General features: G+C 38.5%; 26 protein-coding genes. 24 read left to right on the top strand and 2 right to left on the bottom strand.

The features are described from left to right. Positions 1–34 precede the first annotated feature (34 nt). The 14 genes from Q8N22_01245 to Q8N22_01180 all read left to right on the top strand — a co-directional run bounded on the left by Q8N22_01245 (position 35) and on the right by Q8N22_01180 (position 13300). Entirely contained in the window at positions 35–640 is a 606-nt protein-coding gene (locus Q8N22_01245) for a hypothetical protein (GenBank protein ID MDP3052564.1), read from the top strand. Between the two features lie 12 nt (positions 641–652). Further along, a complete protein-coding gene (locus tag Q8N22_01240) occupies positions 653–1462 on the top strand; it encodes a hypothetical protein (protein MDP3052563.1) in 810 nt (269 codons plus the stop codon). A gap of 24 nt (positions 1463–1486) precedes the next feature. After that, on the top strand, positions 1487–2536 hold the full coding sequence (locus Q8N22_01235; GenBank protein MDP3052562.1) for a glycosyltransferase family 4 protein: 1050 nt from the start codon (positions 1487–1489) through the stop codon (positions 2534–2536). A gap of 1 nt (position 2537) precedes the next feature. Beyond that, the gene (gene gmd, locus Q8N22_01230; GenBank protein MDP3052561.1) at positions 2538–3557 is read left to right on the top strand and encodes a GDP-mannose 4,6-dehydratase; all 1020 of its coding nucleotides are present in this window, start codon (positions 2538–2540) and stop codon (positions 3555–3557) included. Next, a complete protein-coding gene (locus Q8N22_01225) occupies positions 3550–4485 on the top strand; it encodes a class I SAM-dependent methyltransferase (protein ID MDP3052560.1) in 936 nt (311 codons plus the stop codon). Before gmd ends, Q8N22_01225 begins: the two co-directional genes overlap by 8 nt. Further along, the gene (locus Q8N22_01220; protein ID MDP3052559.1) at positions 4482–5666 is read left to right on the top strand and encodes a glycosyltransferase family 4 protein; all 1185 of its coding nucleotides are present in this window, start codon (positions 4482–4484) and stop codon (positions 5664–5666) included. Before Q8N22_01225 ends, Q8N22_01220 begins: the two co-directional genes overlap by 4 nt. Beyond that, entirely contained in the window at positions 5663–6460 is a 798-nt protein-coding gene (locus tag Q8N22_01215) for a ChbG/HpnK family deacetylase (protein MDP3052558.1), read from the top strand. The genes Q8N22_01220 and Q8N22_01215 overlap by 4 nt, the downstream gene beginning before the upstream one ends. Next, positions 6457–7599 (top strand): radical SAM/SPASM domain-containing protein, encoded by a 1143-nt coding sequence (locus Q8N22_01210; protein MDP3052557.1) that lies wholly within the window; start codon positions 6457–6459, stop codon positions 7597–7599. Before Q8N22_01215 ends, Q8N22_01210 begins: the two co-directional genes overlap by 4 nt. Next, entirely contained in the window at positions 7580–8365 is a 786-nt protein-coding gene (locus Q8N22_01205) for a class I SAM-dependent methyltransferase (protein ID MDP3052556.1), read from the top strand. The genes Q8N22_01210 and Q8N22_01205 overlap by 20 nt, the downstream gene beginning before the upstream one ends. After that, positions 8362–9396 (top strand): glycosyltransferase, encoded by a 1035-nt coding sequence (locus Q8N22_01200; protein MDP3052555.1) that lies wholly within the window; start codon positions 8362–8364, stop codon positions 9394–9396. The genes Q8N22_01205 and Q8N22_01200 overlap by 4 nt, the downstream gene beginning before the upstream one ends. Positions 9397–9464: 68 nt before the next feature. Beyond that, entirely contained in the window at positions 9465–10499 is a 1035-nt protein-coding gene (locus Q8N22_01195; protein ID MDP3052554.1) for an NAD-dependent epimerase/dehydratase family protein, read from the top strand. A gap of 60 nt (positions 10500–10559) precedes the next feature. Beyond that, entirely contained in the window at positions 10560–11375 is an 816-nt protein-coding gene (locus tag Q8N22_01190) for a class I SAM-dependent methyltransferase (protein ID MDP3052553.1), read from the top strand. Continuing rightward, entirely contained in the window at positions 11372–12535 is a 1164-nt protein-coding gene (locus tag Q8N22_01185; protein ID MDP3052552.1) for a glycosyltransferase family 4 protein, read from the top strand. The genes Q8N22_01190 and Q8N22_01185 overlap by 4 nt, the downstream gene beginning before the upstream one ends. A 6-nt stretch (positions 12536–12541) precedes the next feature. Further along, positions 12542–13300, top strand: a complete 759-nt coding sequence (locus Q8N22_01180) for a class I SAM-dependent methyltransferase (protein ID MDP3052551.1) — start codon at positions 12542–12544, stop codon at positions 13298–13300. A gap of 74 nt (positions 13301–13374) precedes the next feature. Here Q8N22_01180 and Q8N22_01175 read toward each other — a convergent pair whose 3' ends face one another. Together Q8N22_01175 and Q8N22_01170 are read right to left on the bottom strand one after the other, a co-directional pair. Further along, entirely contained in the window at positions 13375–14676 is a 1302-nt protein-coding gene (locus Q8N22_01175) for a cobalamin-dependent protein (GenBank protein MDP3052550.1), read from the bottom strand. Positions 14677–14925: 249 nt separating this feature from the next. Then, positions 14926–15855, bottom strand: coding sequence for an NAD-dependent epimerase/dehydratase (locus tag Q8N22_01170; protein MDP3052549.1), 930 nt, complete (start codon positions 15853–15855; stop codon positions 14926–14928). A 156-nt stretch (positions 15856–16011) separates the two neighbouring features. On the opposite strand from Q8N22_01170, the gene Q8N22_01165 reads away from it, so the two are divergent. From Q8N22_01165 to Q8N22_01120, 10 genes are all read left to right on the top strand, one after another. After that, positions 16012–17178: a glycosyltransferase family 2 protein gene (locus Q8N22_01165; GenBank protein MDP3052548.1), complete on the top strand. Its 1167-nt coding sequence runs from the start codon at positions 16012–16014 to the stop codon at positions 17176–17178. A 19-nt stretch (positions 17179–17197) separates the two neighbouring features. Beyond that, positions 17198–18121: an NAD-dependent epimerase/dehydratase family protein gene (locus tag Q8N22_01160; protein ID MDP3052547.1), complete on the top strand. Its 924-nt coding sequence runs from the start codon at positions 17198–17200 to the stop codon at positions 18119–18121. 2 nt (positions 18122–18123) lie between these two features. Further along, a complete protein-coding gene (locus tag Q8N22_01155; GenBank protein ID MDP3052546.1) occupies positions 18124–18933 on the top strand; it encodes an NAD-dependent epimerase/dehydratase family protein in 810 nt (269 codons plus the stop codon). A gap of 23 nt (positions 18934–18956) precedes the next feature. Beyond that, positions 18957–20099 carry a DegT/DnrJ/EryC1/StrS family aminotransferase gene (locus Q8N22_01150; GenBank protein MDP3052545.1) on the top strand — a complete coding sequence of 381 codons (1143 nt, stop codon included), beginning with the start codon at positions 18957–18959 and terminating at the stop codon, positions 20097–20099. Between the two features lie 34 nt (positions 20100–20133). Further along, positions 20134–21249 (top strand): FkbM family methyltransferase, encoded by a 1116-nt coding sequence (locus Q8N22_01145; GenBank protein MDP3052544.1) that lies wholly within the window; start codon positions 20134–20136, stop codon positions 21247–21249. 17 nt (positions 21250–21266) lie between these two features. Next, positions 21267–22196: an NAD-dependent epimerase/dehydratase family protein gene (locus tag Q8N22_01140; GenBank protein ID MDP3052543.1), complete on the top strand. Its 930-nt coding sequence runs from the start codon at positions 21267–21269 to the stop codon at positions 22194–22196. Beyond that, entirely contained in the window at positions 22193–23383 is a 1191-nt protein-coding gene (locus Q8N22_01135) for a glycosyltransferase (protein ID MDP3052542.1), read from the top strand. Before Q8N22_01140 ends, Q8N22_01135 begins: the two co-directional genes overlap by 4 nt. 171 nt (positions 23384–23554) lie before the next feature. After that, the gene (locus Q8N22_01130) at positions 23555–24070 is read left to right on the top strand and encodes a hypothetical protein (protein ID MDP3052541.1); all 516 of its coding nucleotides are present in this window, start codon (positions 23555–23557) and stop codon (positions 24068–24070) included. Positions 24071–24257: 187 nt separating this feature from the next. Further along, entirely contained in the window at positions 24258–25082 is an 825-nt protein-coding gene (locus Q8N22_01125; protein ID MDP3052540.1) for a glycosyltransferase family 2 protein, read from the top strand. Continuing rightward, entirely contained in the window at positions 25027–25857 is an 831-nt protein-coding gene (locus tag Q8N22_01120) for an adenylyltransferase/cytidyltransferase family protein (protein ID MDP3052539.1), read from the top strand. The genes Q8N22_01125 and Q8N22_01120 overlap by 56 nt, the downstream gene beginning before the upstream one ends. Positions 25858–25897 lie beyond the last annotated feature (40 nt).

Below are 25897 nucleotides of genomic sequence, written 5' to 3'. Positions count from 1 at the left end.
AGGCATTCATTCAAAATTGAAAATTATTACATTTATGTTTAAATCATACAAACTCATAATAGCAACAACATTATCTTTACTGATCGTCACAGTAATGTACTTTGGCTCTTATTTGCCCTTGAGAAAAAGCCAGCTTTTTATCAAAGCTATGTCTGACCTTCAATCGGGAAAAATTCGCTCCATCCAGGATTTTGATACGGCTTTCGCGTCGGCTTTAAATTTTTATTCACCCATCGGCCAAGATGAGATTTCTTCTCAATATTTAAATATTCTGGCTAATGTAATAAGCCAGCAGACCGATAAAAATATAATTGAAATTTTAACCAAGCAGGCCGAAAATACAATGGAGCCGATTCTTAAAGCAGGCAAAGGATTCGGCTATAGCCAGAATCTCTATGCCTTTGCCCGACTTTACGAATTAGCCGCCCAGAAATTAAACAGTAATGTTTATCTTCAAAAAAGCGTTGATATGCTAAAATTGGGTTTAGAAAATAGTTCCAATCGTTTTATTTTCCTTGAAGGACTTTTTAATATTTATCAAATGGCGGGGGATAAAGAAAAAACAAAAGAAATAGGAGAAATTATTCTTAAATATTGGCCGGACAATGAAAAAATTAAAACAATTATCCAGTCGTTATAATTAATTATAAAAATGGCAAAAAAAACAAAAGTTGGTATTATTGGTTTGGGTTATGTCGGCGGCGCGTTGCGGCATTGGTTTGAAAAACAACCCGGAAAATATGAGGTTTTTTCTTACGATAAATATAAAAATATCGGGTCGGAAAACGAAATCAACCGGGCCGAAATTATTTTTGTGGCGGTGCCGACGCCTTTTTATGACAACGGCCGGGGCTATGACGATTCCGAAGTCGGGAAGGCTCTTGAAAATATCCGGGATAAAAAAATCGTGGTTTTAAAATCAACGATTCTCCCCGGCTCAACCGATAAATTTCAAAAACAGCATCCCCGGAAAATTCTTTTGCATAATCCCGAATTTTTAAGAGCTAAAACCGCCATCAAGGATTTTTTGAAACCTGAAAAACAGCTCGTCGGCTACACTAACTTAAAAAGCAGGCGATTGGCGCCGAAAATTTTAAAAATTCTTCCTCAGGCGCCGCATTCGAAAATCATCAAGGCCCGGGAAACGGAAATGATCAAATATTTTTCCAACACTTTTTTGGCTGCCCGGGTTATTTTCGCCAACCAAATTTATGATTTATGCCAGAAACTCGGCGGAATAGATTTTGAAGTGATAAAAGAATGCGTCGGCTGGGACCCGAGAATCGGCTCAAGCCATTTTAATATTTTTACCGACGGTTATCGGGGCTATAGCGGCGGCTGTCTTATCAAGGACACCAAGTCCTTTGTTCAGCTTGCCGAAAAACTTCGGGTTAATTTGTCTTTGCTTAAAGAAGTGGATGAGGCTAATGAGAAGTTGCGGATGAATTCTCATCGTCGATAGGTATCTTAAAGAACTGCGTCAAGTATGAAAATACTATTTTTATCTTCAGACCTTAGCAAAACCGGCGGTATCCAGCGGTATAATAAAGACCTTCTAATGGCCTTAAAAAACAATAACGCCAAAGTTTTTTTAGTTGAAAGACCGTCCCATTTTTTAGGTAAGCCAATTTTTGTTTTGAAAAGTATTTTCGCTGCTGTTTTTAAAAAACCGGATGTTATTTTCTGCACTCACATTAATTTTGCCCCCTTGTGCATACTTTTAAACAATCTTTTTAGTTTGAAATATATTGTTTTTACATACGGCATAGAAGTTTGGGATTTAAAAAACCGGGTTGCAATCAGGGGGCTGAACGGCGCGGACGTAGTCGTGACTATATCTGATTTTACGGCGGGATTTTTAAAAGCAACCCTGCCGAATATTGAAAATAAATTATACTTTTTATCACCCACATTTGATGAAGATAAATTTTTTATTGCAAGACGACCCCAAGATTTAATTAGAAAATATGGTTTGAGCAACAATAGTAAAATAATTTTAACCGTGGCTAGGTTGGATTCCACTGAACAGCGCAAAGGTTATGATAAGATTATTGAAATACTTCCGGAGATAAAAGAGGAAGATTGCAATATTAAATACTTTTTAGTCGGCGGAGGGGACGATATAGAAAGAATTGAAAAACTTATCAAAAAAGTAGGAGTTGAGAAGGATGTTGTATTGACGGGATACGTACCGGATGATGAGTTGGCTGACTATTACAACTTAGCCGATGTTTTTGCTATGCTTTCTAAAAAGGAGGGTTTTGGTATAGTGTTTTTAGAGGCCATGGCTTGCGGTACGCCTGTTATCGCGGGTAACAAAGACGGCTCGCGCGACGCCCTTCTTAATGGTAAATTGGGGATTTTAGTTGACCCGGACAACAAGGAGAAAATAAAAAGCGCTATCTTGGAAGTTGTGAAAAAAAAATCAGATAGTAAAATCAAAGAAGGTGAAACATTAAGAGGAGAAGTAATCCTGCATTTCGGGCCTAAAAGGTTTCAAGATAAAGTGGCCAATTTAATAAAGTCTATTGAATAACATGAAAAAAGCGTTAATTACAGGGATAACGGGGCAAGATGGTTCTTATCTTGCGGAATTATTGTTAGATAAAAATTATCAAGTGCATGGTTTGGTGCGCCGTTCTGCGGTTGAGAAAAAGGATGAAAGATTTTCTCGCATAAAACATATTTTAAACAGAATAGAGATGCATTACGGAGATGTGAGAGATTATCCTGCCATCTGGCGATTAATAGAAAAGATTAAGCCGGATGAATTATATCATCTCGCTGCTCAAAGCCAGGTTGGCGTGTCTTTCGAGGATGATTTTGGCACGTTTCAAATAAACACAAACGGAACTCATTATTTGTTAGATGCCGTTAAAAATATAAAACCCGATTGCAAATTTTATTTTGCGGGCACCAGCGAAATGTTCGGGGACGTCAAGGAATCTCCGCAGAATGAGGATTCTTTATTTAATCCCGTGTCTCCATACGGTATTTCCAAGCTGGCTTCTTTCTATCTTACCAAGATGTACAGAGATGCGTATGGAGTTTTTGCTTGTACTGGAATTTTATTTAATCATGAATCGCCTAGGCGAGGTTTTGAGTTTGTGACGAGAAAGATTACCTCAACAGCGGCAAAAATTAAGTTTAATCTCGAAGATAGATTGGAGCTCGGCAACTTGAGCGCTAAAAGGGATTGGGGTTTCGCCGGCGATTACGTAAGAGCTATGTGGCTGATGCTACAGCAAGACAAGCCAGAGGACTTTGTAATAGGTACTGGAGAAAATCATAGCGTGCGAGAGTTTGTTGAACTTGCCTTCAAAGGCATTGGTATTGATATCGAGTGGAAAGGAGAAGGCATTAATGAAAGAGGCGCTAATAAGAACACTGGTAGAGATTTGATTTTTGTGAAAGAAGAATATTTCCGGCCACTGGATGTAAATAAATTATTAGCTGACGCATCCAAGGCGAAAGAAAAATTAAACTGGAAACCAGAAAAAAAATTCAAAGATCTTGTCGGACTTATGATTAAATCTGACTTAGAATCAATTGAATAAATTAATCTATAAAGATAAGTTTTATCAAAACATTTGTAATATTTGCGGGAATAAAAATACTCATTTTGTTTTCAATCGGCCTGACGGGTTGGGGGTTTTTGAGTGCCAGAATTGCGGGCTGGCCTTTGTCAATCCGATGCCTTCCAAGGAAAATATTCTTGAAATTTATAAAAATCAGAATATAGATTTTGAAACGCTTAAAAATAAATTTTACGACCAGAAAAAAACCGGCAGCAATAAATCGATTATCAGGCGCATTTCTAAATTTAAAAAAATTTCCGGCAGCCGGATTTTAGACATTGGCTGCGGCCCGGGTTTTCTTTTGTATGATTTAAAAAAAGCCGGAGCGAAAGGAACCGGCTTGGAAATTTCTAAAGCCCTTGTTTCTTTCGGCCGGAAGGAATTGGGTTTGGATATCCAGGAGGGGACATTGGAAAATTCCAGTTTATCTTTAGCGAGTTTTGACATCGTGGTTTGCAGTAATTTAATAGAGCATCTTTCGGACCCAATCGGTTTTTTCTCCCGACTGGACCGCGTTTTGGCTCCGGCCGGCATCGTGTATTTTTCAACCCCGAATTACGACGCCACCAAGGAATACGGAAACAAATGGCCGGGTTTTTACAAGGATTTTGAACATATTTTTTATTTTAATAAACGCAGTTTGACTTACGCCTTGAGCCGTTTGGATTTAAAGCCGATTAAATTTTTCTATTTGCCCCAGACCGGCGGCATAATAGGCAAGAAAAACATCAATTACGAAAAATCCAGTAGCCGAACGAAAATCCGCAAAATTCTTTTAAACACGCCTATTTTGAATAAATTTTTATGGGAAATGATTTTTTTAACACGCCGCCTGGCGAATTCAAAATCAATCAGAGAGGGAACCGCTTTTGAGATGGAAGCGATATTTGAGAAAACAAAAGTATGAAAAAAAAATACAAATTAGCCGTTTTAACTTCTCATCCCATTCAGTATCAGGCGCCTCTTTTCAGAAAATTGGCCCAGCACCCCGAAATAGAGCTGATGGTTTATTTTTGCTGTGATTACGGGATAAAAGAGGAATTTGACCCCGGTTTCGGCAAAAAAATAAAATGGGATATTCCTTTGCTTGACGGCTATAAATATAAATTTTTAAAAAATTACAGCTTGAGGCCCCGCCCGGGTTTTTTCGGCTTGGTAAACCCCTCAATTATCAAAGAACTTTTTTCAAATCATTATGACGCGATTTTAGTGCGGGGTTATTCCAGTGTTTCCAATTGGTTTGCTTTTTTCGGCGCTTGGCTGAGCCGGACGCCTGTTTTTCTTCACGGTGATTCCAATTTATTGAAAAGGCCCCGTTTGTGGGCCCATTTTGTCAAAAGATTATTATTCCCGTTATTTTTCAAAGGAATTTCCGCGTTTCTTTCAGTCGGCGCGTCAAATAAAGAATATTATAAATATTTCGGCGCGCCCGATAAAAAAATATTTCTGACTCCTTATTCCATAGATAATGATTTTTTTCAAAAAGAATCGGAAAAATATAAAGGAAGAAAAGAAGAAATCCGGAAAAAATTTAATTTGCCGCTTAAAATTCCCATAATTTTATACGTGGGAAAAATTTATAAAGGAAAAGGTGCTTTTGATTTATTAAAGGCCTTTGAGAAAATTTCGGGTTCTTTGGAATCCGCTCTTGTTTTTATCGGGGAAGGGGAGGAGAAAATCTACTTGGAGAATTATGTCAAAGAAAAAAATATCAAAAACGTTTATTTTCAGGGTTTTAAAAACCAGAGCGAGTTGCCCGCTTTTTACGCCGTCTCGGATGTGTTTGTTTTTCCTTCAAAAATAGACAGCTGGGGCTTGGTGGTAAATGAAGCCATGGCTTGCGGCCTTCCGGTTATTGCCACTGGTTTTGTGGGAGCATCTCATGATTTAATTAAGCAGGGATTTAATGGCTTCGTTTACAGGGCGGGAGATATTGAAGAGTTGAAATTATGTATTGAAAAAACGATAGTGGATCCCGCTTTAAGAAATAAAATGAGCGAAAATTCCCTTAAAATTATTTCAAGCTGGAATTACGATTCCTGCGTTGAAGGAATTCTCAGGGCCTTAGAATATGTTTCAAAACAATGAATAAGCCGAATTTTATTATCAACGCCGACGATTTCGGGCAAAATGACGAAATCAACGAAGCGGTCATAAAATGTTTCAACGACGGTTTTTTGACCAGCGCGAGCGTTTTGGCGAACGGCTCGGCTTTTGATAAAGCCATGGAATTCGCGAAGAATCATAAAAATTTCAGCATCGGTATTCACTTGAACCTTACCGGAGGAAAACCCGCCACCAAGAATTTAAGAGAAGTCTCCTCGCTTGTAAAAAATGATAATTTTTTGAGTTCGGAAGAATTCCGGAAAAAATATTTTCGGTTCGGCGTTTCCGGCAGGCAAATTTACAAAGAATTGGAAAATCAGATTCTTAAGTTTCTCGGTTACGGTTTAAAGCCGAGTCATATTGATTCCCATCATCATATTCATACGCTTCCCACCGTGGCGATGATAACCGCCAAATTGGCGAAAAAATACGGGATTTCAAAAATCAGGCCCTCTTCAAATTATTTTACGGCTCAAAAAATCAATTACCGGAATTTTTTTCCGACGTCGCTGAAATTGGCTTATAAAAAGATGATAAATAATTATTTTAGGCGGCGTTTTATAATGCCCGATTATTTTTGTGAAGGCAGTTTGGACCGAATTTTTAACGATGAGAAATTTCTTGGTAATTTATCCGACGCCACCTACCTTTTCATGTCTCACCCGGATATTAGCGGCGCCGGGATTAGTGATCTGAAGATACTGACAGACAAAAATTTGTTCCGTTTGTTAAATAGCGACTTAGGCGTTAAGTTTATTTCTTTCAACGAATTATGAGTTTAAATTCTATCATCAAAAAACTGCGCGCCGAATACTCCAAAGCGGGTTTCAGTTTTTTGTTTTTTAAGAAAATTTTTCAAAGAGCGTTTCGGATTATTCAGGAATTTTTGGTCGGCCTCATTCCCCAAAAAGTTTTTTCCCGGTATGTTTTTGATAAATTATTGGTTAAGCCCTCTTATTTAGACATAGAAATAACGAACACCTGCAACGCCCGTTGCTGTTTTTGCCCGTATAAATATATGAAACGCCCGAAGGGAATGATGAGCGATGAAATTTTTGAAAAAACAGTCAAAGATTATGTTGAAATCGGAGGGGGCAGGGTGGAATTGACACCAGTTCCGGGAGAAGTTTTTTTGGACAAAAAAGCGATTGAAAGAATAAAATTTTTGCGTTCCTTTGAAGAAATAAAGGAGATAAGTTTTTACACCAACGGAATTTTTCTTAATAATTTTGATATGGAAGAATTACTGGCTTCGGGTGTGAACAACATCACCGTCACTTTTGGCGGAACCGACCGGGAAGAATACCGGGAAATTTTCGGGGTGGATATGTTCGACCGGGTGTCTGGCAATTTAATTAAGTTAGGGGAAACAAACCGGCGGTTAAACCGTCCGGTTTCGCTTGCGATATCTTTCCGGACTTCCAAGAAATTATCCCTTTTTACAAAAACCGATTTATTTAAGGCGTTAAGCAGGGATTTTCGGATTGATTATCAGTATAACTATCACAGCTGGGGAGGGCTGATTAAACAAGATGATTTAAAAGGTGAAATGAGGATGTCGCCGTTGCCGGTCAATAAAATAAAAGAACCCTGCGGACTTTCTTATTCGGGATTGCGGGTCGCCTGGAACGGCGACGTCACTCCTTGCTGGTGCGGAGATATAGAAATAGATCTTAAAATCGGAAACATAATGGAAAATTCTTTGATAGATATCTGGAAAGGGGAAAAGATGATAAATTTTCGCGAGTCATTTATAAAAGGGAAGCCGCCTTTGATTTGCCGAAAATGCGAACATTACAGCGGATTGGATCATTTCAGGAACCCGGAATCCTTTAAAGCCGCTTCGGAGAATTATAAGGCCTATTTGAATTCCGAATACGTCAAAAAAACCGAAAATGCCGATAAACGAATATAAAAAATTTTACGAGAGCGTAGACAGGGGAAAATATGCTTCGGGCAAAGATTTAAGCAATGACCTTTTTTACAAAGAATTTTCCGGATTTATAAAAAAATATGGTTTGGAAAATGGAAAGGCCTTGGAAATAGGCAGCGGCAACGGGAAATACCAGGATATAATCGGGGATTACACGGGCGCGGATATCAGCGATTCCCTTTCAAATTTTTATCATAAAAGATACGTGGTTTTGGAAGAAAACGAAAAATATCCCTTTCTTGACCAAAATTTTGATTTGGTATTCACGACTTCAGTTTTTGAGCATATCCCGAACATAGAATTTTCTTTAAAAGAAACACTCCGGGTGTTGGAAAATAAAGGATATTTATTTTTTCACATGGCTTGGCAGGTAAGACCCTGGGCGGCGGACGGCTATGCTGTCAGGCCTTATTCGGATTTCGGCTTAAAAGGCAAATTAATCAAAGCGTTAGTCCCTTTAAGAGAAAACATGTTTTTTCGGATTTGTTCGGTTATGCCGAAAAGAATAATTTGGGCGTTAGGTTTTATTTTGAATAGAAATAACTTCAGAAATGAGTTAAAATACAAAAAACTTAAGCCGAACTATGAAACTTTTTGGTCTTCCGACTCTGATGCCTGTAATTCCGTTGACCCATTCGCGATGATTCTTTATTTTAGGGCGAACAATTGTAAAATCATGAATTATTCCAATCCTTGGAAAGCGTTTTTTGTAAGGTCGGGCATTTTAATGATTTCAAAAAACATATGAAAATTTTAATCAGTTGTTCCAAAGTTAAATATTTATTAGGCATGTCTTTTGCGAGAAGTTTCCAGAAGCTCTCAATTGAGACGGAATTGTTTTTTGATGATGAAGCTTATGAAGAAAGTTTCAGGGTTTTCAAGAATAAATATACCCATAGATTATTCTGGAAGTTTTTCTCGGTTCTTGTGAGAGAAAAATTCTTTAATTCAATCAAAAAAAGTAATCCGGATTTAATACTTATTTTTAAAGGCGCGTATTATAGTCCCGAGTTTCTTAAAAGTATTAAGGACAAATGGCCCGCAATTCCTCTTTTTTGCTACGCTCCAGACAATGTTTTTGATACAAAATATTATGGCGTGAGCAATAAATGGATTCGGAGATCTATCCCGATATACGACGCCTATTTCATCTGGGGAAAGTTTCTAATTGGCAAATTATTGGATTTCGGCGCCAAAAGAGCCGAATATATTCCTTTCGGTTATGACCCCGATATTCATTATCCGGTTAAGGCAACGGTTGAAGAAAAAAAATATTATGGTTCGGATGTAGCTTTTATTGGCAGTTGGGATAAAGAGCGTGAACAGTTATTGAATCGCGTTGCCGATTATGATTTGAAAATATGGGGGGATAGCTGGGCTAAGGCTAACCCACAATTAAAGAAAAAATGGCAAGGAAGAGCGGTGTTCGGCGAAGAATTGGCTAAAGTTTGCGACAGCTCCAAAATAATCTTGGATATTCTGCGCCCGCATATGTTGCCGGCCCACACAATGAAGATTTTTGAAATTTCAGGTTGCAAAGGATTTCTTCTTTCCAGCCGGGGAGGGGAATTCGGCGATTTCTTTGATGAGGGAGAAGAAATAGCTACTTTTGAAAATCCGGAAGAAATGCTCAGTAAACTTAATTTTTTCTTAAAACACGACGAACTCAGAGCGAAGATTGCCGAAGCGGCGCATAAGAAAGTGGGGCGATACGAATACGTGAATTCGGCGAAAAAGATAATTGCGACTTATCAAGAATTGACGGCTGGCAGAGTTTAATTTGATTAAAATAAAAAAGGATTCTATAATTATATTTATATCTTTATTAATAATTAATTATCAAAACTATGGCAAAAAAAACAAAAGTTTTAATTACTGGTTCGGCCGGTTTTATTGGTAGCCACTTATCCGCTTATCTTAATAATAAGGGGTTTTCCGTTTACGATGTCGATGATTTGTCCGGAGGTTTTTTAAGAAACGTCGTTAACAAAAAATTTTTCAAAAAACTTGATTTGAGGGAACGCGAGAAAACCGCTCAATACATCAAAGAGTTAAAGCCGGAAGTAATTTTTCATCTGGCGGCTGATGCGACAGAGGGCAGGAGTCAATTTACTCCTTTTAGCGCTGTTGACCGCAATCTGGTCGCTTACATGAACGTTTTAGTGCCGGCTATCAAAAACGGTTTAAAAAAAATGATACTGATGAGTTCAATGAGTGTTTATGGATCGCAACAGGTTCCTTTCCGGGAAAATCTCATAACTCAACCTGAGGATGTTTACGGAACTTCCAAAGCGGCCATGGAGACGGTGACGCGGGTAATGTCTAACGTTTACGGATTCGAATATGTCGTTATTCGGCCCCATAATGTTTATGGTCCTAAGCAGAATTTATCGGATCCTTATAGGAATGTTGTCGGTATCTTTATCAACCGGTTATTAAATGGCAAGAATTTTTTCATTTACGGAGATGGCGAGCAAAAGCGAGCTTTTTCTTACATTGACGAGATTGTAGACGGGACAGCTAAAGCCGCTTTCAGCCGAAAATGCGAGGGGAAAATAATAAATCTTGGCGGCGACAAGGCGATAACCCTGAATGATTTGGCAAAAATCGTACTTGAAGAATTTTTTGAGACTAAGAAAATACCGGCCCATTTTATGCCTAAATATTTTCCGGCTAGGCCTCAAGAAGTGAAATATGCCTATAGTAATCATGATATCGCCAAGAAATTGATAAACTTCAAAGAAAAAACTGCTTTGAGGAAAGGAATAAGAATAATGATTGAATGGGCTAAATCCATGGGGCCTCAAAAATTCAGATATTTGTCAGAACTCGACTTGGAAAGCAGCGCTACTCCTAAAATTTGGAAAGACAAACTGCTTTAATTTCGCTAAAATTCTCTTTAAATATTTTTTGCCCAAGGCGCTATTTCTAGAATAGTAATTATGCAAGACGAAAATAAAAAACCAATAAGCGCCGCATGGTGCGAATTCCTGAAAGAGAAAGGTTACGAGCAGCATATATCAAAAAAAGGGGATTACAGAAAAGTAAGAAACTTCTCCAGAGTTTGGAGAAGGATATTCAGAGAGATAAAATTGAATCCTTTTTTCCGGAATGATTTAAATATTTTTGAAGTCGGTTGCGGTGGAGGGGGACAACTCATGATGTTCGCTTTAAATGGCTGGAAATGCGTCGGGCTTGATTGTTCAGAAGAGGTTTTAAAAAGAGCCGGGAATTACATCCAAGAAGCATCGGCTATACGCAAGGAGGATTTGAACATAACTTTGATTTGCGAAGATTTTTTAAATTATAAACCATCAGGCGGTTTAAAATTTGACGTTGTTTTCCATGTCGGGGTGTTGGAACATTTTTTAGATGAATCAGAAAGGCTGATGTTTCTTAAGAAAATGTTTGATTTGTCAAAGCCGGGAGGTTATATAATTTCAATTGTGCCAAGCGGAATCCATCCTTTGCGACAAAAGATGAGACAATTCAAATTAGGTGGCTATAATATTCCGGAAATTGACTACAACCCTTCTCTTATTACGAAAGAATTCAAAGAATGTGGAGCTGAAGATATAAAAATTCTTCCTCATAATATTTTGGGATATTTTTTGATTGACAATAAAAATTTTATAATCAATGCCCTTAGAAGAATTATCTATTATTTTTTTCAAATAATACCTTCCTCTGGCGTGCCATTCAATTTTGCCTTAAAACATGCAAGCACCTTAATCGGTATAGCAAAAAAATCCCTATGAAAATCGCGATTTCGGTTCCGGGAAGATTTCATCTTTTTAATTTAGCTCAGCAACTATTGAAACGAGATTATTTATCTCAGCTCATAACTTCTTACCCAAAATTTGAAACTAAAAAATATGGCATTCCCCCTGGGAAAGTCAGTTCTATTTTAATCAAAGAAATTATGTTTCGGGGCTTTCAGAATTTGCCGCAGTTTTTACAAAATGTTTATAATCCGCATTATTTAATTTCTGAAATTTTTGATAAGCTAGCTTCCCGTTCTCTGAAGAAATCCGATATAGTGATCGGTATTTCCTCAACATTCCTTCATACTTTAAGAAAAGCGAAACAAATGGGTGCTATCACCGTTACCGAACGCGGCAGTTCTCATATTATTTATCAAAATGATCTTCTTAAAGAAGAATACGAAAAATTCGGCATAAAAATGAGAACGTTCTTATTGCCCCACCCGGAAGTTATCAAAAAAGAACTGAAAGAATACGAAGAGGCCGATTATATTTCCGTTCCTTCTTCTTACGCCAAAAGAACTTTTCTGGAAAAAGGCGTTCCGGAAAACAAGATTATCCAGGTTCCTTACGGGGTTGACTTATCCGCTTTTAGACAAGTTCCTAAAAATGACAATATTTTCCGCGTTGTATTTGTCGGCGGAATAAGCTTGCGAAAAGGTGTCCATTATTTACTTCAGGCGTTTTCCGAATTAAATCTACCAAAGTCAGAATTAACACTTATCGGGTCAATCAACGATGAGATTAAACCGTTTTTTAAAAAATACGAAGGTAAATTTAAATGGCTTGGTCATATGCCCCAGAAGGAGCTTTACAAGTATTATTCTCAGGGCTCGGTTTTCGTGATAGCTTCCATCGAGGAGGGCTTAGCTTTGGTTCAGCCCCAAGCGATGGCTTGTGGTTTGCCGGTAATTTGCACCGTTAATACTGGCGGCGAAGATATTATCCGCAATGGAATTGACGGTTTTGTGATCCCTATCCGCGACGTTGAAGCACTGAAAGAAAAGATTTATTATCTTTATAATAATCCGGAGATTTGCCGGAAAATGGGGGAGTCGGCTAAACAAAGGGTTAAGAGCGGTTTCACCTGGGATGATTACGGAAATAAAATGATCTCAGCCTATCAAAAAATTTTAGAAAAGCATCATGGCTAAAAAATTATGATTAATATTTTGGTAAAATTAATCGGTTATCCAGCGACGATTTTGCATGGGGATGCGGCTGTTTTTGATAGGTACAGATGGCTTAAAAAAAATCTCCTATCTGGTCCTTTACGCACCTTAGATGCCGGCTGTGGTTCGGGGGCTTTTACAATGTACGCGGCAAAAATCGGCAATGAAGCCGTAGGAATTTCTTTCGATAAAAGAAATAATAAAGTCGCGGCTGAAAGGGCAAAAATTTTAAACATTCCCAATGTTAATTTTATTGACGGGGATTTAAGAAAATTAGACGAAATGTCTGAAGTTTTGGGAAAATTTGACCAAATTATTTGTTTTGAAACGATTGAGCATATTTTAAACGATAAAAAACTTGTTAAAGATTTTTTTTCGCTGCTGAAATCAGGAGGAAAATTATTTTTAACCACTCCGTATAAATATTACAGACCACTTTATGGCGAGGACAAGGATAAAGTATCAACTTACGAGGATGGAGGCCATGTCAGATACGGATATACTCACGAAGAAATGGCAGATTTATTAAAAAAATCCGGTTTTGAAATTGAAACACTAGAATACATTAGTGGTTATTTTTCCCAACAACTGATTAATCTAGAACGTTTTTTAGCGTCTAAAATAAATCCAAAATTGGCTTGGTTGATTGTTTTGCCTTTAAGATTATCTTCGTTTTTAGATTTATTTGGTGGAAAGATTATTAAATATCCCTATCTTTCAATTGGCGTGATTGCGGTAAAAAAATGAGCTAAACAATAATAAGGAAATAAAAAACACCAGGAATGAATCCTGGTGTTTTATTTATTGCTTTATCGGCCTTTTTATAGCCCATAAAGTTCTTTTTTTGATGTTGCCCAACGGGTTTGCGTCATCTCCTTTAATACCTCGTCAGGGATGGGGTTATTTAATTGTTCTTTCAGGAATTCTACAGACCATTCCTTCTTGATTGCCCAGTACCAATATCTCGCTAACCGATTGATTTTTTCTGTGTCTTTAATCTTAAGTACTGTTTTGTCTTGGAAGTTAGTCGGTTGCACGTTGCCGTCAATCAAGCCCTTTTTGATGCAATAAGACCAAAGCTCGGTACCGGGAAGTGGTTGATAAATGGTCACGACAGATTCCAGTGGGTGGCATCTCTTGTTGAATTCGAATGTTTCCAGAGCATCAGCAAGCGGATCCTCAACGGGAAGGCCAATCATATTTTGAGTACGGACCTTGATTCCTGCTTCCTCGCACCAGCGCACGGCCTTATAAACATCGTCATTAGTTACTCCTCCGCGCCGCAAAAGTTTCTGCGTTTCCGCGTTAGCGGATTCGATGGAGACATTAAGAAGCTTACATCCGCTTCTGGCCATCATTATCACCGTTTTTTCGTCCACACTATTCGCACGGATAGAACCACAAAAACTCGGAATGTCGTTGGCTAACAAAAGTTTGCAGAATTTTTCAAGCCAGTCCGGATTATCCGCTAAGTCGTCGTCGTTGAAATAGGCCAATTCAAGCCCATATTCATTTTTCACCGCGATGACTTCCTGAATCATTATTTCCGGCGAGGGACGATAAGTAAAAAACGACTTTTGGTCCAAGTACATCTTTTTGAAGGCGTGGTTAAAACAGTGGGTACAGGAAAAAAGGCAGTAGCGGCAGGCGATAAATCGTTTCATCCTTGCTTTCCCGAGCTCATCATACTTATAGATGATACTTCGGTCTGGCGAGGAATATTCAAATCGGCCGAGCAGTTCGCCTCGCGACAGTCGTGGCGCTAAACCATTTACGATACTCAAAATCACACTTTCTCCCGGCCCTTGGACCACATAATCAATTGCTGGGTCTTGCGTCCATCGGGAGGGCATAAAAGTGGGGTCTGACCCCCCAACCACAGAAATAAATCGATGGTGTTTAGTTTTGAGCTCTTGGTTGCGCTTGGCAAACCAATCCGCCTCGTCGCTCGTTACGGAATACATTACGAAATCGACTGGGTTTGCGGCAAGATATTTATCCGCGTTTTCTTCTTCGTCTTGCACTAAATCTACTTCATGCCCGGCTTTTTTAAGCACAGCGCTAAGATAGCAGATACCCAGTTTATCCATGCGAAGCTTCTTCTCAACAAAAAGAATTTTCATTAAAACCCCCCTTTCGTTATTTAATTATTAATTTGTCAATCGGATATGGAAACACTTATAATCCATTATCCATGCTTTTTTTATTTTAAACTGTATTTCAAAATAAGTCAAGTCCAGTTGTGGTTGCGTTTAGCTGTTGTCCGCTGGGTAATTTTTGTAAATACAAAAAGGAACACGGTATTTATCACCGTGTTCCTTTTTGCTTATCACAGTTGCGATAGTGGTTTAAAGCATACAGCCGAAGCTGAATCAATTTAAGTTTGAGTGCGGGCTAACTACCAGTATCATCTTAAACGCCTTGATGAGCTCTTCTAGGCCTTCGTCTATTGAAATATCGGTAGTAAAACCAATTTTACGAATTTTTTTATATGAAACTTCATAGTTGCGAAAATCAGGGTCGTGGCCGATTGGCGCGAAGTAGAGATAAAAATCGATTTTCTCCTTGATTTTTTTGGCGATATTTTCTTTCGTGAGGTTCATTGATTCGTGCCCGACATTAAAAACATCGTTTTTCATCTGCGGGATGTGCGCGAGTGCGAACGCGAACGCCTTCGCCATATCTTTGACATGAATAAAGGTTCGCCGATAATCTTTCTGGTACACAATAAGGTTTCGTTCATGAACCGCCTTATAAGTGAAATCGTTCGGTAGTAAATCAAGGCGGAGGCGCGGCGAGATGCCGAACCCCGTCGCGAACCGATAAATAATACAATTGCCCTTCGTGAGAAAAATTTTTTCCGACTCGGTTTTTGTAACTCCGTAAAGAGATAACGGGTTGAGCGGCGTTTTCTCGGTACAGATGGTTCTCACTTTACCGTAATTACTGCCCGTTGAGGCAAAGATAAGAGTTTGATTTTTACTTCGGAGTTTATTGATAATTTTACTTGCCTGGAGATTCACGCTTTTTGCGAGGTCGGGACGCATGCGACAAGCCGGCTCTCCCACAATGGCGGCGAGATGAATTATAACATCGGCGTTGCGGATAGCCGGTTTCATCACTATTTCATCCCGCACGTCGCCAAGAATGAAATGAAAATTTTTAAACATTGCGTTCCCAAGAAGGCTGTCTTGGTGATACATCAAATTATCAACCACCGTGACATCAAGACCCTCCTTAAGGAGTAGTGGAACTAATGTTGACCCAACGAATCCCGCGCCTCCGGTAATGAGTATCTTCATATGTTTATAATTATGCACCATTTTTAATTACTACTTAATTAGTATAATTAAAGTGGCGTTTTCTGCAAGTGTATTGATATTGACGGCGTATGGCGGGCCGCGGCCGTGCTTGCTACAGCGTTGATTTTGTGAGGTAGCCTTGCTAAAATTTTACGTATGGATAAAAGCGCATCAGATAAAAATCCACTGGTGAGTATCTGTACGACATTTTTTAACGCAGGAAGATATATCCACAGGGTTATTGAAAGTTGTTTGAATCAAACATATAAAAATATAGAAATAGTGATAGTTGATGACGCGAGTACCGATGACAGCGAGAGAGTGGTAAGGGAATATATGGCGCGAGATTCCAGAGTAAAATATTTCAGAAACGACAAAAGAGCTAATGTTTTAAATAGTAAGGGATTCGTCGCGGAGGGATTTTTGAAAATGTCCAAGCTTGCGAAGGGAGATTTTGCCATGATGATGGGAGCAGATGATTGGCTTGCGAGGGATTATATAGAAAATGGAGTGCGTGCCTTTTTGAGACATCCTGACATCGCCGGCGTGGTGCCGGATTTAACAGCTTTGTTTGAACATGGCGATAATGGCATCTTTACATTTGACTGCCGAGAACATTTTTCTCCGGGAACGCGCTCGGCCGAATGGTTTATAAGACGCATATACCGACCGACGCATCTTTACATAAGTGGGTTTGCGTTAGTGAGGAGTAAGGATTTCGTGAGCGCCATGGAGTATTTTGTTGAAAATTATTATCATAATCCATCTAAATCCGTTCCGGAAGAATTAAGAGAGTTTTTCAGGAGGGCGTTCGGTATCGATTCAGTATTGTTTACGGAAGTTCTTACCCGATATAAAAGTTTTATTTTTGATAATTCGTTAAATTATATAAAAATCGCGCACTCGGATAATAGCTATATCCCTCTTAAACAAAATTCATTATCTGAAGTTTTTAAAAAATCTTATTACTATTTTCTTATATACAAATATATTTATAAGCTTAAATGGCCAAGATTTTATCCGAAAATGAAGATTTTTATGGGAGCTCAAGTATTATCAGCGTCATTTATCGGTTTTTTTCAATGCGGTTTTCGTTTGTCTTTTTTAAATATAAAAGAAAGCAAGAAACTGATTTATGATTTTTTCGGCGAACTCTCGTTTTTTGAAATCACGATGGCGGTGATTTATTCGGTTTCGATGACTCTAGGCCGTTGTTTTGATTTCGTCGTAAGAAAATTTACGAAAACTAACGTAGGAAAATCTTTTGTATTCACTCAGGAAAATTTTTTGGATTCGGAAGGGCGTTTTAAAGCTAATGGATAATCAGGTATAATTTAGGTATATGCGAAAAATACTAATTTTGGGTGGAAATGGATTTCTTGGCCAGCACGTGGTGGAAGCTCTTAAAGAAGAAAATTATGAAGTTTTCTCTTTGTCTCGCCACGAGGGTACGGATATTCGGATTTTGGAGGATTTTTCAAGAAGATTAAAAGAAATAAATCCCGACACAATTATTAATTGCGCCGCTCATGTCGGTGGTATTCATTATGTGGCTCAATACGCGGGTGACGTGATAGACGATAATATGCGTATAGTGTTGAACATCTATAAAGGGGTGACAGCGGTCTGCCCTCTAGCAAAAATAATTAACCCAATCTCTAATTGCTCTTATTCCGGCGAAGCTAATACCCATTACGAGCCCGATTGGGAAAAAGGGCCAGTGCATGATTCGGTGTTGGCCTATGCTTCGGTTCGCAGAATGATTTATGCTGTATCTGAATGTTATCGCAAGCAGTATGGCGTAAAAACAGTAAATTGGCTGATTGCCAATGCTTATGGCCCCGGTGACTATACTGATCCGAATAAAGTTCACGCTTTAAACGGAATAATAATAAGAATGATTAAGGCTCAAAGAACCCAAGAAAAACAATTTGAAATTTGGGGGTCCGGCAAACCAACCAGGGAATGGGTTTACATAAAGGACGTGGCCAAGATATTGGTTAAATCAATCAACGAAATAGAAGAACAGGTTTACCCGATCAACTTTGCTCAAAACAAAGCATACTCCATAGCGGAGATAGCAAAGATAGCCGCGGAAATTCTAAACTACAATGTTGAGTTTTCTTTTAATACTAAATACGCCGATGGTGCTCCTTTCAAGATACTGGATGACAGAAAATTCCGTGAAAAATACCCGGATTTTAAATTTACCTCTCTTGAAGAAGGCATTAAAAATACGATCCATTATTACAAAAGCATAATTTAAGTATGTCCGTTCGTATTGATCAAAAAAAAACGATAGGAGTTATCGGGGGCATGGGCCTGCTGGGGTTGGATTTGGTCCGGTTTTTGCAAAAAAATTATAAAGTAGATGGAATAACCCGAGAGAATTATGATACGTTCCGAGGGAAGCATTATGATGTTGTTATCAATGCCAACGGGAACAGTAAAAGATTTTGGGCTAATGAGCATCCACTTGAGGATTTCGAGAAATCAACATTCTCCGTTTACAAGAGTCTTTTTGATTTTAGTTTTGGAATGTACGTCTTTATTTCTTCCCCGGATGTTTATGAGGATTATTCAAACCCGGGGTCAACGAAGGAGGACAGGATTATAGATCCTCAAAAACTTTCCCCCTATGGTTTTCATAAACATCTGGGAGAATTAATTGTGCGAAGATGTAAGAGTAATTATTTGATTTTACGTTCAGCTGCAATTCTGGGGACAGGACTCAAAAAAGGCCCTATTTTTGATATTCTTTGCGGGAAGAAACCTTTTGTGGGGCTTGATTCTCAAATTCAGTTGGTGACTACTGAAGAGATTGCCAATATTGTTCAGTATCTTTTGGGGCGATTGTCGAAAAATGAGATTTATAATGTCGGTGGGCGTGGAACCTTCCTATTAAAAAATATGACAAAGTATATTGGAAGTATTGTTCCGCCGGATAGTGGGGTCGAAAAGCAGATATATGAAATGAATGTTGAAAAACTTGGGGGGATATATCCTTTAAAGACCTCGGAAGAGTATCTTCAAGAATTTTTTCTTTCCAGCGGCAAGTTGCTTTCGTTAAAGTCTTGATTATAATTAAATAAAATATACTTATGCTAAAAAAAGATTATGAGATTGGAGATGAAATCCGGCCATGGGGAGCTTTTGTTCCGGAGGAAGCTATTGAAAGAGTAGGAGAAACACTACGCTCTAAATGGATTAACACTGGTCCCCGAGAGAAAGAATTGCGCGAGAAAGCCTGCAAAAGGTGGGGGTTTCCGTATTGCGTCGCGGTGAACAGCGGCACATCCGCGTTACGAGCGAGTCTGGCAATGCTTGGCGTTGGTCCCGGAGATGAGGTAGTTTCCACTCCTTTCACGTTTATTGCTACCAACACCGCTATTTTGGAACAAGGAGCCAAGCCGGTGTTTGCTGATATTCGGTATGACGACCTGAATATAGATCCGCAAAGCATAGAAGAGAGAATAACAGAGAGAACAAAAGCAATCTCAATCGTACACTACGGCGGAAACCCATGCGACCTGGATGAGATAAGAGCAATCGCCAAGAAACACAACCTTCCACTTATTGAAGATTCTGCTCACGCGCTTGGAAGCAAATACAAAGGGAAATACATTGGAGCTACGGGAAATATTGTTTGTTTTTCTTTCCAAGTGGTTAAAATCATTAATTCCGGGGATGGTGGACTTATTGTCACTGAGAGAGAAGATTATTATAAAGATCTAAAAAAAATCATTTGGTACGGCATAGACCGAGAAGATAAAGAACCAAATTTTATTGATCCGCTTCCGCCGTCTTTCAAGGGTGAAAAGCTGGGCTTCAAGTACAATATGAATGACATCGTCGCCACTTTAGCTTGTACTGGAGTGGATCATTTCGATGAGCCTGCTAAGAAAAGGAAGGAAATTGGTGAAAGGTACAGAAAAGAACTTGCGGATTGCAAGAAAGTGAAGTTACTTACTTACTATAACGACCGAGAACCGAATTATCAGATTTTTCCTGTCCATGTGGTTGATCGTTCTGCATTCGCGAAGCATATGCATGACCATAAAATTATGGTTAAAATCAATAATCGGAGAAATGATATTTACCCGATGTTCGGAGGGAAACGCGATGATATCCCGGTAACCGCGCGTGCCGACGAAGACGTGATTCTTCTCCCTATTCATGGAGACCTAACCGAAGATCAAATAAAATATATTATTGACAAAGTGAAAGCATACGATTGCTCATAAGAGCGGTGGACTGCCGAATTTATTTATAAATTAAATGTTTTATTCATCATTCGCGCCTAACCCTCGATTTACTAAATATCTTGTTAAAAATGAGATTTTAAAAAATCGTTCCTTGGCTGTCGTTGATGTCGGTAGCCGCGGTGGGCCTGAACACCACTGGACCAATTACGGCAATGCGGTTAGATTTGTTGGTTTTGAGCCGGATCCAGAGGAGTGCGAAAGGTTAAATAACTCCTTAGATCCCGAGTCAAAATCCAGGTTTTACCCGGTTGCTCTTTACAAAGATAAAGGTTCTTATGTTTTCTATCACAATCAGGCGTCGGCTGCTTCAGGTCTTTACCCTGCGGATCAAAAAATTGTAAGCCGTTTTCCGGATGAAGAAAACCTTAAAATTAGAAAAACGTCAATTATTCATACCACCGACTTTGATTCTTTTATTAAAGATTATAATATCCCTGATATTGATTTCATGAAGATTGATGCCGAAGGGGCCGATCTTGATATTCTTAAAGGGTCTGTTAATCAACTTAAAAAGTCAGTTCTCGGAATCAGTTGTGAGGTTCTTTTTGCGCCTTGGCGCGGGGAGGGCAGGGGATTTAGCGAGATAGAGCAATTTTTAAGACCCCTTGGTTTTAAGTTATACGATTTAAATCTGTATCGCTATGCGAAAAAGTCGTTTCCTGGCATAGATAGCGTGGCTCCTTTTGCCGGCGGTACGGCTCACTATGGCCAAATTGTTTTGGGTCAGGCAATATTTTTTCGAGACCCCGTGGCTGAAATAGAAAATAAAAAAATATTACTATCCGACTGGGACGAAACCAGAATTTTAAAAGCCGCTTCCTTGTTTGAGGTTTTTCGTTTGCCTGATTGCGCCATAGAACTTATTGATACGGCATTTAAAAACAAAATTATCACTGATTCCGAAAAAATAAATATGGATAAATTTCGTGATCTTGTCACCTCGGGTTTTTTGGGACGCGCGACGACCTATGAGCGGCATCTGCAAAAATTAGCAAATATAAAAAAAAGAGGATATCTAAATAATTTTGAGCGTCTTAAGCCTTTCTTAAAAAGAATTCCTTGCTTGATGGGAGTCAGGTCTTTCATCAAGAAACAAATTGCTTATCATCGTAATAATTATACTTCTTAAAATTTTTGAAAATTATTATGGTTAAAAAATTTTCCGAAAAAATTATTTTTACCGGTGGTGCGGGATTCATAGGAAGTCATATCGTTGATAAGTATATTGACCTTGGTTATAAAGTTGTCGTTATAGACAATTTTTCAACGGGCTTCAAGAAAAATCTGAATAAGCGGGCGAAATTTTACAAAGCCGACATCAGAAATTTGCCGTTGCTGGAAAAAATTTTTAAAAAAGAAAAACCCCAAATCATTAATCATTACGCGGCCGTTGCCGAGGTTATTAAATCTCTTAAAGATCCCACTTTGACGTATCAGGTAAACATTTTGGGAACGGCAAATGTTTTATTGGCCGGAGCCAAAGTCGGCATAAAAAAATTCATTTTTATTTCAAGCGGCGGCACGGTTTACGGCAGACAGAAAAAACCATTAGCCACCGAGAAATCTCCGGTTGACCCACTATCACCTTATCCGATTTCCAAATTAGCCGGAGAGAAATTAGTGAAATTTTACGCCCGTAATCATAATTTCAATTATCTGATTTTGCGCTGCGGCAACGTTTACGGGCCGCGGCAGAATCCGAAAGGAGAAGCCGGGGTGGTTGCTATTTTCAGTGGATTGATGAAAAAAGGAATCCGGCCGACGATTTTCGGCGACGGCGGCAAAACCCGCGATTATGTCTATGTCGGCGACATTGTTGAGGCGAATGTTCTGGGGCTTAAAAAAGGGAAAAATGAGATTTTAAATCTCGGTAGCGGCAAAGAAACCGCCGACCAAAAAGTTTTTGACACTTTGGCCCGGGAACTTAAATTTAAAAAACCGCCGATTTACGCTCCTTTCCGCAAAGGCGAAGTTAACCGGATTGCTCTGAACTGTTCTCGGGCGAGAAAAATTCTTAAATGGCAACCGAAAATCAGTTTTCAAGAAGGAGTAAAAAAATATTTAAATAATTTATGAAAATTCTTTGCGTCATACCCTCGTATTATCCGGCCTTTAAGTTCGGCGGTCCTATCGCTTCCGTCCATAATTTAAATAAAGCCTTGGTTAAAAAAGGCGCTGACGTGACGGTTTACACCACTAATATCGGTTTAGCCGGAAAGGTTACGACAGGGCAGGAAATTAACGTTGACGGCGTGAAAGTGATTTATTTCAATTTCTCCAAAATTTTTGAATTTGTCGGTCCGAACGGCTGGCAATTTTCCCGGCCTTTAACCCGGGCCTTGAAAAAAAATGTAAATAATTTTGATCTCGTTTATTTGTCGGCGGTTTGGAATTATCCGACTGCCGTCGCCGCTCATTATTGCCGAAAATACGGGAAGCCTTATATTATTGCTCCCCGAGGAACGCTTTATTCCTACACTTTCAACAAAAAGGGTTGGAAAAAAAGGCTTTATTACGAATTGATTGCCAAAAAAGATTTGGAGAGCGCGGCATCTATCCACTACACTGCGCGGGATGAATTTGAAAAAACCAATTCATTCCTGAAATTAAAAAACAAGAAAGCGTTTGTTGTTCCCAACGGAATTGACTTGTCCGAGTTCGTTAATTTGCCTTTAAAAAGCGATTTGGTAAATAGTTATCCGATATTGAAAAATAAAAAAGTAATTTTGTTTTTAAGCCGTTTAAACTGGAAAAAGGGTTTGGATATCTTAGCAAAGGCCTACGGCTTAGTCGTCCAAAAAAGAGACGATGTTCATCTTCTAATTGTCGGAGACGGCGAAGAAAGTTTTAAAGCAAAAGTCAAAAAATGGTTTGAAGACGAAAAAGTCATGGACAAACTGACGTTTGCCGGCATGCTTACCGGCAGGAAAAAGCTGGAAGCATATGTCGGAAGCGACATATTCGCTCTTCCTTCTTATTCCGAGAATTTCGGAATGGCCGTGGTTGAGGCGATGGCCTGTGGTTTGCCAACGATTATAAGCGATGGTGTCGGAATACATCGGGAAATAAGCAATAATCGCGCCGGCATTGTTGCGCCTTGCAATCCTATTCAGTTGGCAGAAGCAATAGATAATCTTTTAAACAATAAAATGCTTCGTCAAAACATAAAAGAAAACGCCCAAAGATTAATCAGAGAAAAATTCGACATAGACAAAGTGGCTGATGAGATGATAGGGGAGTATAAAAAGATAATTATTAATTAATATGAGATTTTTTGAAAAAATAATTCTTCTTCGGCGCCTATTTGATTATTCGTGCCAGAAAAATTTAAATATATCAAATATCAGCGGAACAGACGAAACAAATGAAACGAAATAATATTGTTTTTATATACATCTCTTGCGATCGTTTAAAATGTATATAATAATATAAATATGAGTTTATTAGATGATTTACTTATTGTTTTAACCGATTATTCAGGCGGCTATAAATTGTTACGGAAAAGAATGAGGGGCTGGGAAGATGTTCCTATACTAAAAAGAATAGATTATCAAAAATTAAAAGAGCAAACTTTGAGGATAACTCTATCCCGTCTTAAAAAACGGGGTTTAGTAGAGAATAAAAATGGCATTTGGGCGATTACTAAACAAGGAAGGAAATTTTTAAAAAATAAATTAATTTCTAAAATTCCCCACTTCGGACATTTAAAAATTAAAAACAAAAAGAAAGAGCTAGTGGTTATTTTTGATATTCCTGAAATAAGAAAAAAGCAGAGAAATTGGTTGAGGGGAGAATTGACGCTTTTGGGTTTTATTCTTTTACAAAAAAGCGTTTGGCTTGGTCCGGCGCCGTTGCCCAAAGAATTCATAAAATATTTAAGCGATACCAATCTTTTGCCATATTTAAGGTTTTTTAAAGCCACGGAAGAAGATATAGTTAGCAGCAATTAAGATAAATTATTAAGATAGAAAAAAAGATCGCGGTTTTATATTTATATACACTTCTTGCGGTCGCAAGAAGTGTATATAAATATGCAGAAAACTTAAAAAATTGACGGCATTAACGGCAAAGATGTATAATTCTTAAAAGCTAATTAGTGTTAATTTTCGGGAATTAAAGAAATTTTCCAGATGAATTATGAAACTTCCAATTTCGGTAATTATTTTAACCTATAACGAGGAATTGAATCTTGAAAATTGCCTTAAAAGCATCGCCGGCTGGGCGAGTGAAATTATTATTGTTGATTCTTTCAGCAGTGATAAAACCTTGGAAATCGCCAAAAAATATACTCTGAATATCGTAAAACATTCCTTTGTTAATCAGGCCGAACAATTCAACTGGGCTCTGGATAATTTGAAAATAAAAAACGACTGGATTTTGCGTTTAGACGCCGATGAATATCTGACCGAAGAATTGAAAGCTGAAATAACTGAAAAACTAAAAAACGAATCCGATAATATAAACGGCTACTGCATAAAACGGCGCGTATATTTTATGGGCCGCTGGATAAAGCACGGCGGTTATTATCCGACTTGGATTTTGCGGCTTTTTAAAAACGGGAAAGCGCGCTCCGAAGAAAGAGAAATGGACGAACACATTATTTTATCGGCCGGTCAAGCCGGGAAATTGGAAAATGATTTCATTGACGATAATAAAAAAGATTTAACTTGGTGGATTGAAAAACATAATAATTATTCTTCGCGGGAAGCGAAAGAGGCGATTAAGGAGAATTATGGCGATAAAAAAAAGAGGGTTTTTTATTACAATCTGCCGCTTTTTTGCCGGCCGTTTCTCTATTTTGTTTATCGGTATTTTTTCCTTCTCGGTTTTCTTGACGGCAAAGAAGGTATGATATTCCATTTCTTGCACGCTTTTTGGTATCGTTTTCTAGTGGACTCCAAGATTTATGAAATTAAAAATAAATCAGAAAATAAACTTTATGAAAAATGCCGGAAAAAATAGAAAACCGGTGATTGTCGCTGTCAGCGGAGGGTTTGACCCGGTCCATATCGGACATATCCGGCTTTTTGAAACGGCAAAAAAATTAGGCGACAAACTGGTCGTTATCTTGAATAACGATAATTGGCTGATGAAGAAGAAGGGATTTGTTTTTATGCCCCAGAAAGAGAGAAGGGAATTGTTAAAAGCGCTGGCAGTCGTTGATAAAGTGATTCTGACCGGTCATCCTAAAAATCCGGCTGATATGAGCGTTTCCGGGGAATTAAAAAAAATCCGGCCTGATATTTTTGCCAACGGCGGCGACAGAACCAAAAAGAATATTCCCGAAGTGGCGGTTTGTGAAAAAATTAATTGTAAAATGGTTTTTAATGTCGGGCCAGGCGGGAAAATCCAGTCCAGCTCATGGCTTTTAAAAAAATGCGTTAATGAGCTGCAAGCTAAAGTCCATCGGCCCTGGGGGTATTTTGGAGTTATTGAAGAAGGGAATGGCTTTAAAGTGAAAAATATTTTAGTGAAGCCGAAACAGAAATTAAGTTTGCAGCTTCATCATAAAAGAGCGGAGCACTGGGTAGTTTTGAAAGGAAAGGCGAAAGTGAATTTAAACGAAAAAATTTTTAACTTGAATCCGCATCAAACTTTTGATGTTCCGATCGGTTTCAAACACCGGTTGGAAAACCCGACCGGCAAGAATTTGGAAATAATTGAAGTTCAGAGCGGCGATTATTTAGAAGAAGACGATATCATAAGATTTGAGGATAAATACGGCAGAAAGAAATAAAAATAATTAATTAACTTTTTTCGTTAATTGTGATTTAATA

Source organism: bacterium (assembly GCA_030693325.1).
GTDB lineage: Bacteria > Patescibacteriota > Minisyncoccia > UBA6257 > MFKM01 > MFKM01.
Note: the sequence above shows the minus strand (reverse complement) of the source record. Positions and strands in the feature narration are given on the sequence as shown.

Coding starts and splice junctions, on each gene's coding strand:
- Q8N22_01200 (MDP3052555.1), top strand. CDS start 8,362: ATGAAAATTTTAATCAGTTGTTCCAAAGTTAAATATTTATTAGGCATG.
- Q8N22_01135 (MDP3052542.1), top strand. CDS start 22,193: ATGAAAATTCTTTGCGTCATACCCTCGTATTATCCGGCCTTTAAGTTC.
- Q8N22_01145 (MDP3052544.1), top strand. CDS start 20,134: ATGTTTTATTCATCATTCGCGCCTAACCCTCGATTTACTAAATATCTT.
- Q8N22_01190 (MDP3052553.1), top strand. CDS start 10,560: ATGCAAGACGAAAATAAAAAACCAATAAGCGCCGCATGGTGCGAATTC.
- Q8N22_01165 (MDP3052548.1), top strand. CDS start 16,012: ATGGATAAAAGCGCATCAGATAAAAATCCACTGGTGAGTATCTGTACG.
- Q8N22_01205 (MDP3052556.1), top strand. CDS start 7,580: ATGCCGATAAACGAATATAAAAAATTTTACGAGAGCGTAGACAGGGGA.
- Q8N22_01155 (MDP3052546.1), top strand. CDS start 18,124: ATGTCCGTTCGTATTGATCAAAAAAAAACGATAGGAGTTATCGGGGGC.
- Q8N22_01220 (MDP3052559.1), top strand. CDS start 4,482: ATGAAAAAAAAATACAAATTAGCCGTTTTAACTTCTCATCCCATTCAG.
- Q8N22_01215 (MDP3052558.1), top strand. CDS start 5,663: ATGAATAAGCCGAATTTTATTATCAACGCCGACGATTTCGGGCAAAAT.
- Q8N22_01180 (MDP3052551.1), top strand. CDS start 12,542: ATGATTAATATTTTGGTAAAATTAATCGGTTATCCAGCGACGATTTTG.
- Q8N22_01160 (MDP3052547.1), top strand. CDS start 17,198: ATGCGAAAAATACTAATTTTGGGTGGAAATGGATTTCTTGGCCAGCAC.
- Q8N22_01130 (MDP3052541.1), top strand. CDS start 23,555: ATGAGTTTATTAGATGATTTACTTATTGTTTTAACCGATTATTCAGGC.
- Q8N22_01195 (MDP3052554.1), top strand. CDS start 9,465: ATGGCAAAAAAAACAAAAGTTTTAATTACTGGTTCGGCCGGTTTTATT.
- Q8N22_01175 (MDP3052550.1), bottom strand. CDS start 14,676: ATGAAAATTCTTTTTGTTGAGAAGAAGCTTCGCATGGATAAACTGGGT.
- Q8N22_01245 (MDP3052564.1), top strand. CDS start 35: ATGTTTAAATCATACAAACTCATAATAGCAACAACATTATCTTTACTG.
- Q8N22_01170 (MDP3052549.1), bottom strand. CDS start 15,855: ATGAAGATACTCATTACCGGAGGCGCGGGATTCGTTGGGTCAACATTA.
- Q8N22_01140 (MDP3052543.1), top strand. CDS start 21,267: ATGGTTAAAAAATTTTCCGAAAAAATTATTTTTACCGGTGGTGCGGGA.
- Q8N22_01210 (MDP3052557.1), top strand. CDS start 6,457: ATGAGTTTAAATTCTATCATCAAAAAACTGCGCGCCGAATACTCCAAA.
- Q8N22_01125 (MDP3052540.1), top strand. CDS start 24,258: ATGAAACTTCCAATTTCGGTAATTATTTTAACCTATAACGAGGAATTG.
- Q8N22_01240 (MDP3052563.1), top strand. CDS start 653: ATGGCAAAAAAAACAAAAGTTGGTATTATTGGTTTGGGTTATGTCGGC.
- Q8N22_01235 (MDP3052562.1), top strand. CDS start 1,487: ATGAAAATACTATTTTTATCTTCAGACCTTAGCAAAACCGGCGGTATC.
- Q8N22_01120 (MDP3052539.1), top strand. CDS start 25,027: ATGAAATTAAAAATAAATCAGAAAATAAACTTTATGAAAAATGCCGGA.
- Q8N22_01185 (MDP3052552.1), top strand. CDS start 11,372: ATGAAAATCGCGATTTCGGTTCCGGGAAGATTTCATCTTTTTAATTTA.
- Q8N22_01150 (MDP3052545.1), top strand. CDS start 18,957: ATGCTAAAAAAAGATTATGAGATTGGAGATGAAATCCGGCCATGGGGA.
- gmd (MDP3052561.1), top strand. CDS start 2,538: ATGAAAAAAGCGTTAATTACAGGGATAACGGGGCAAGATGGTTCTTAT.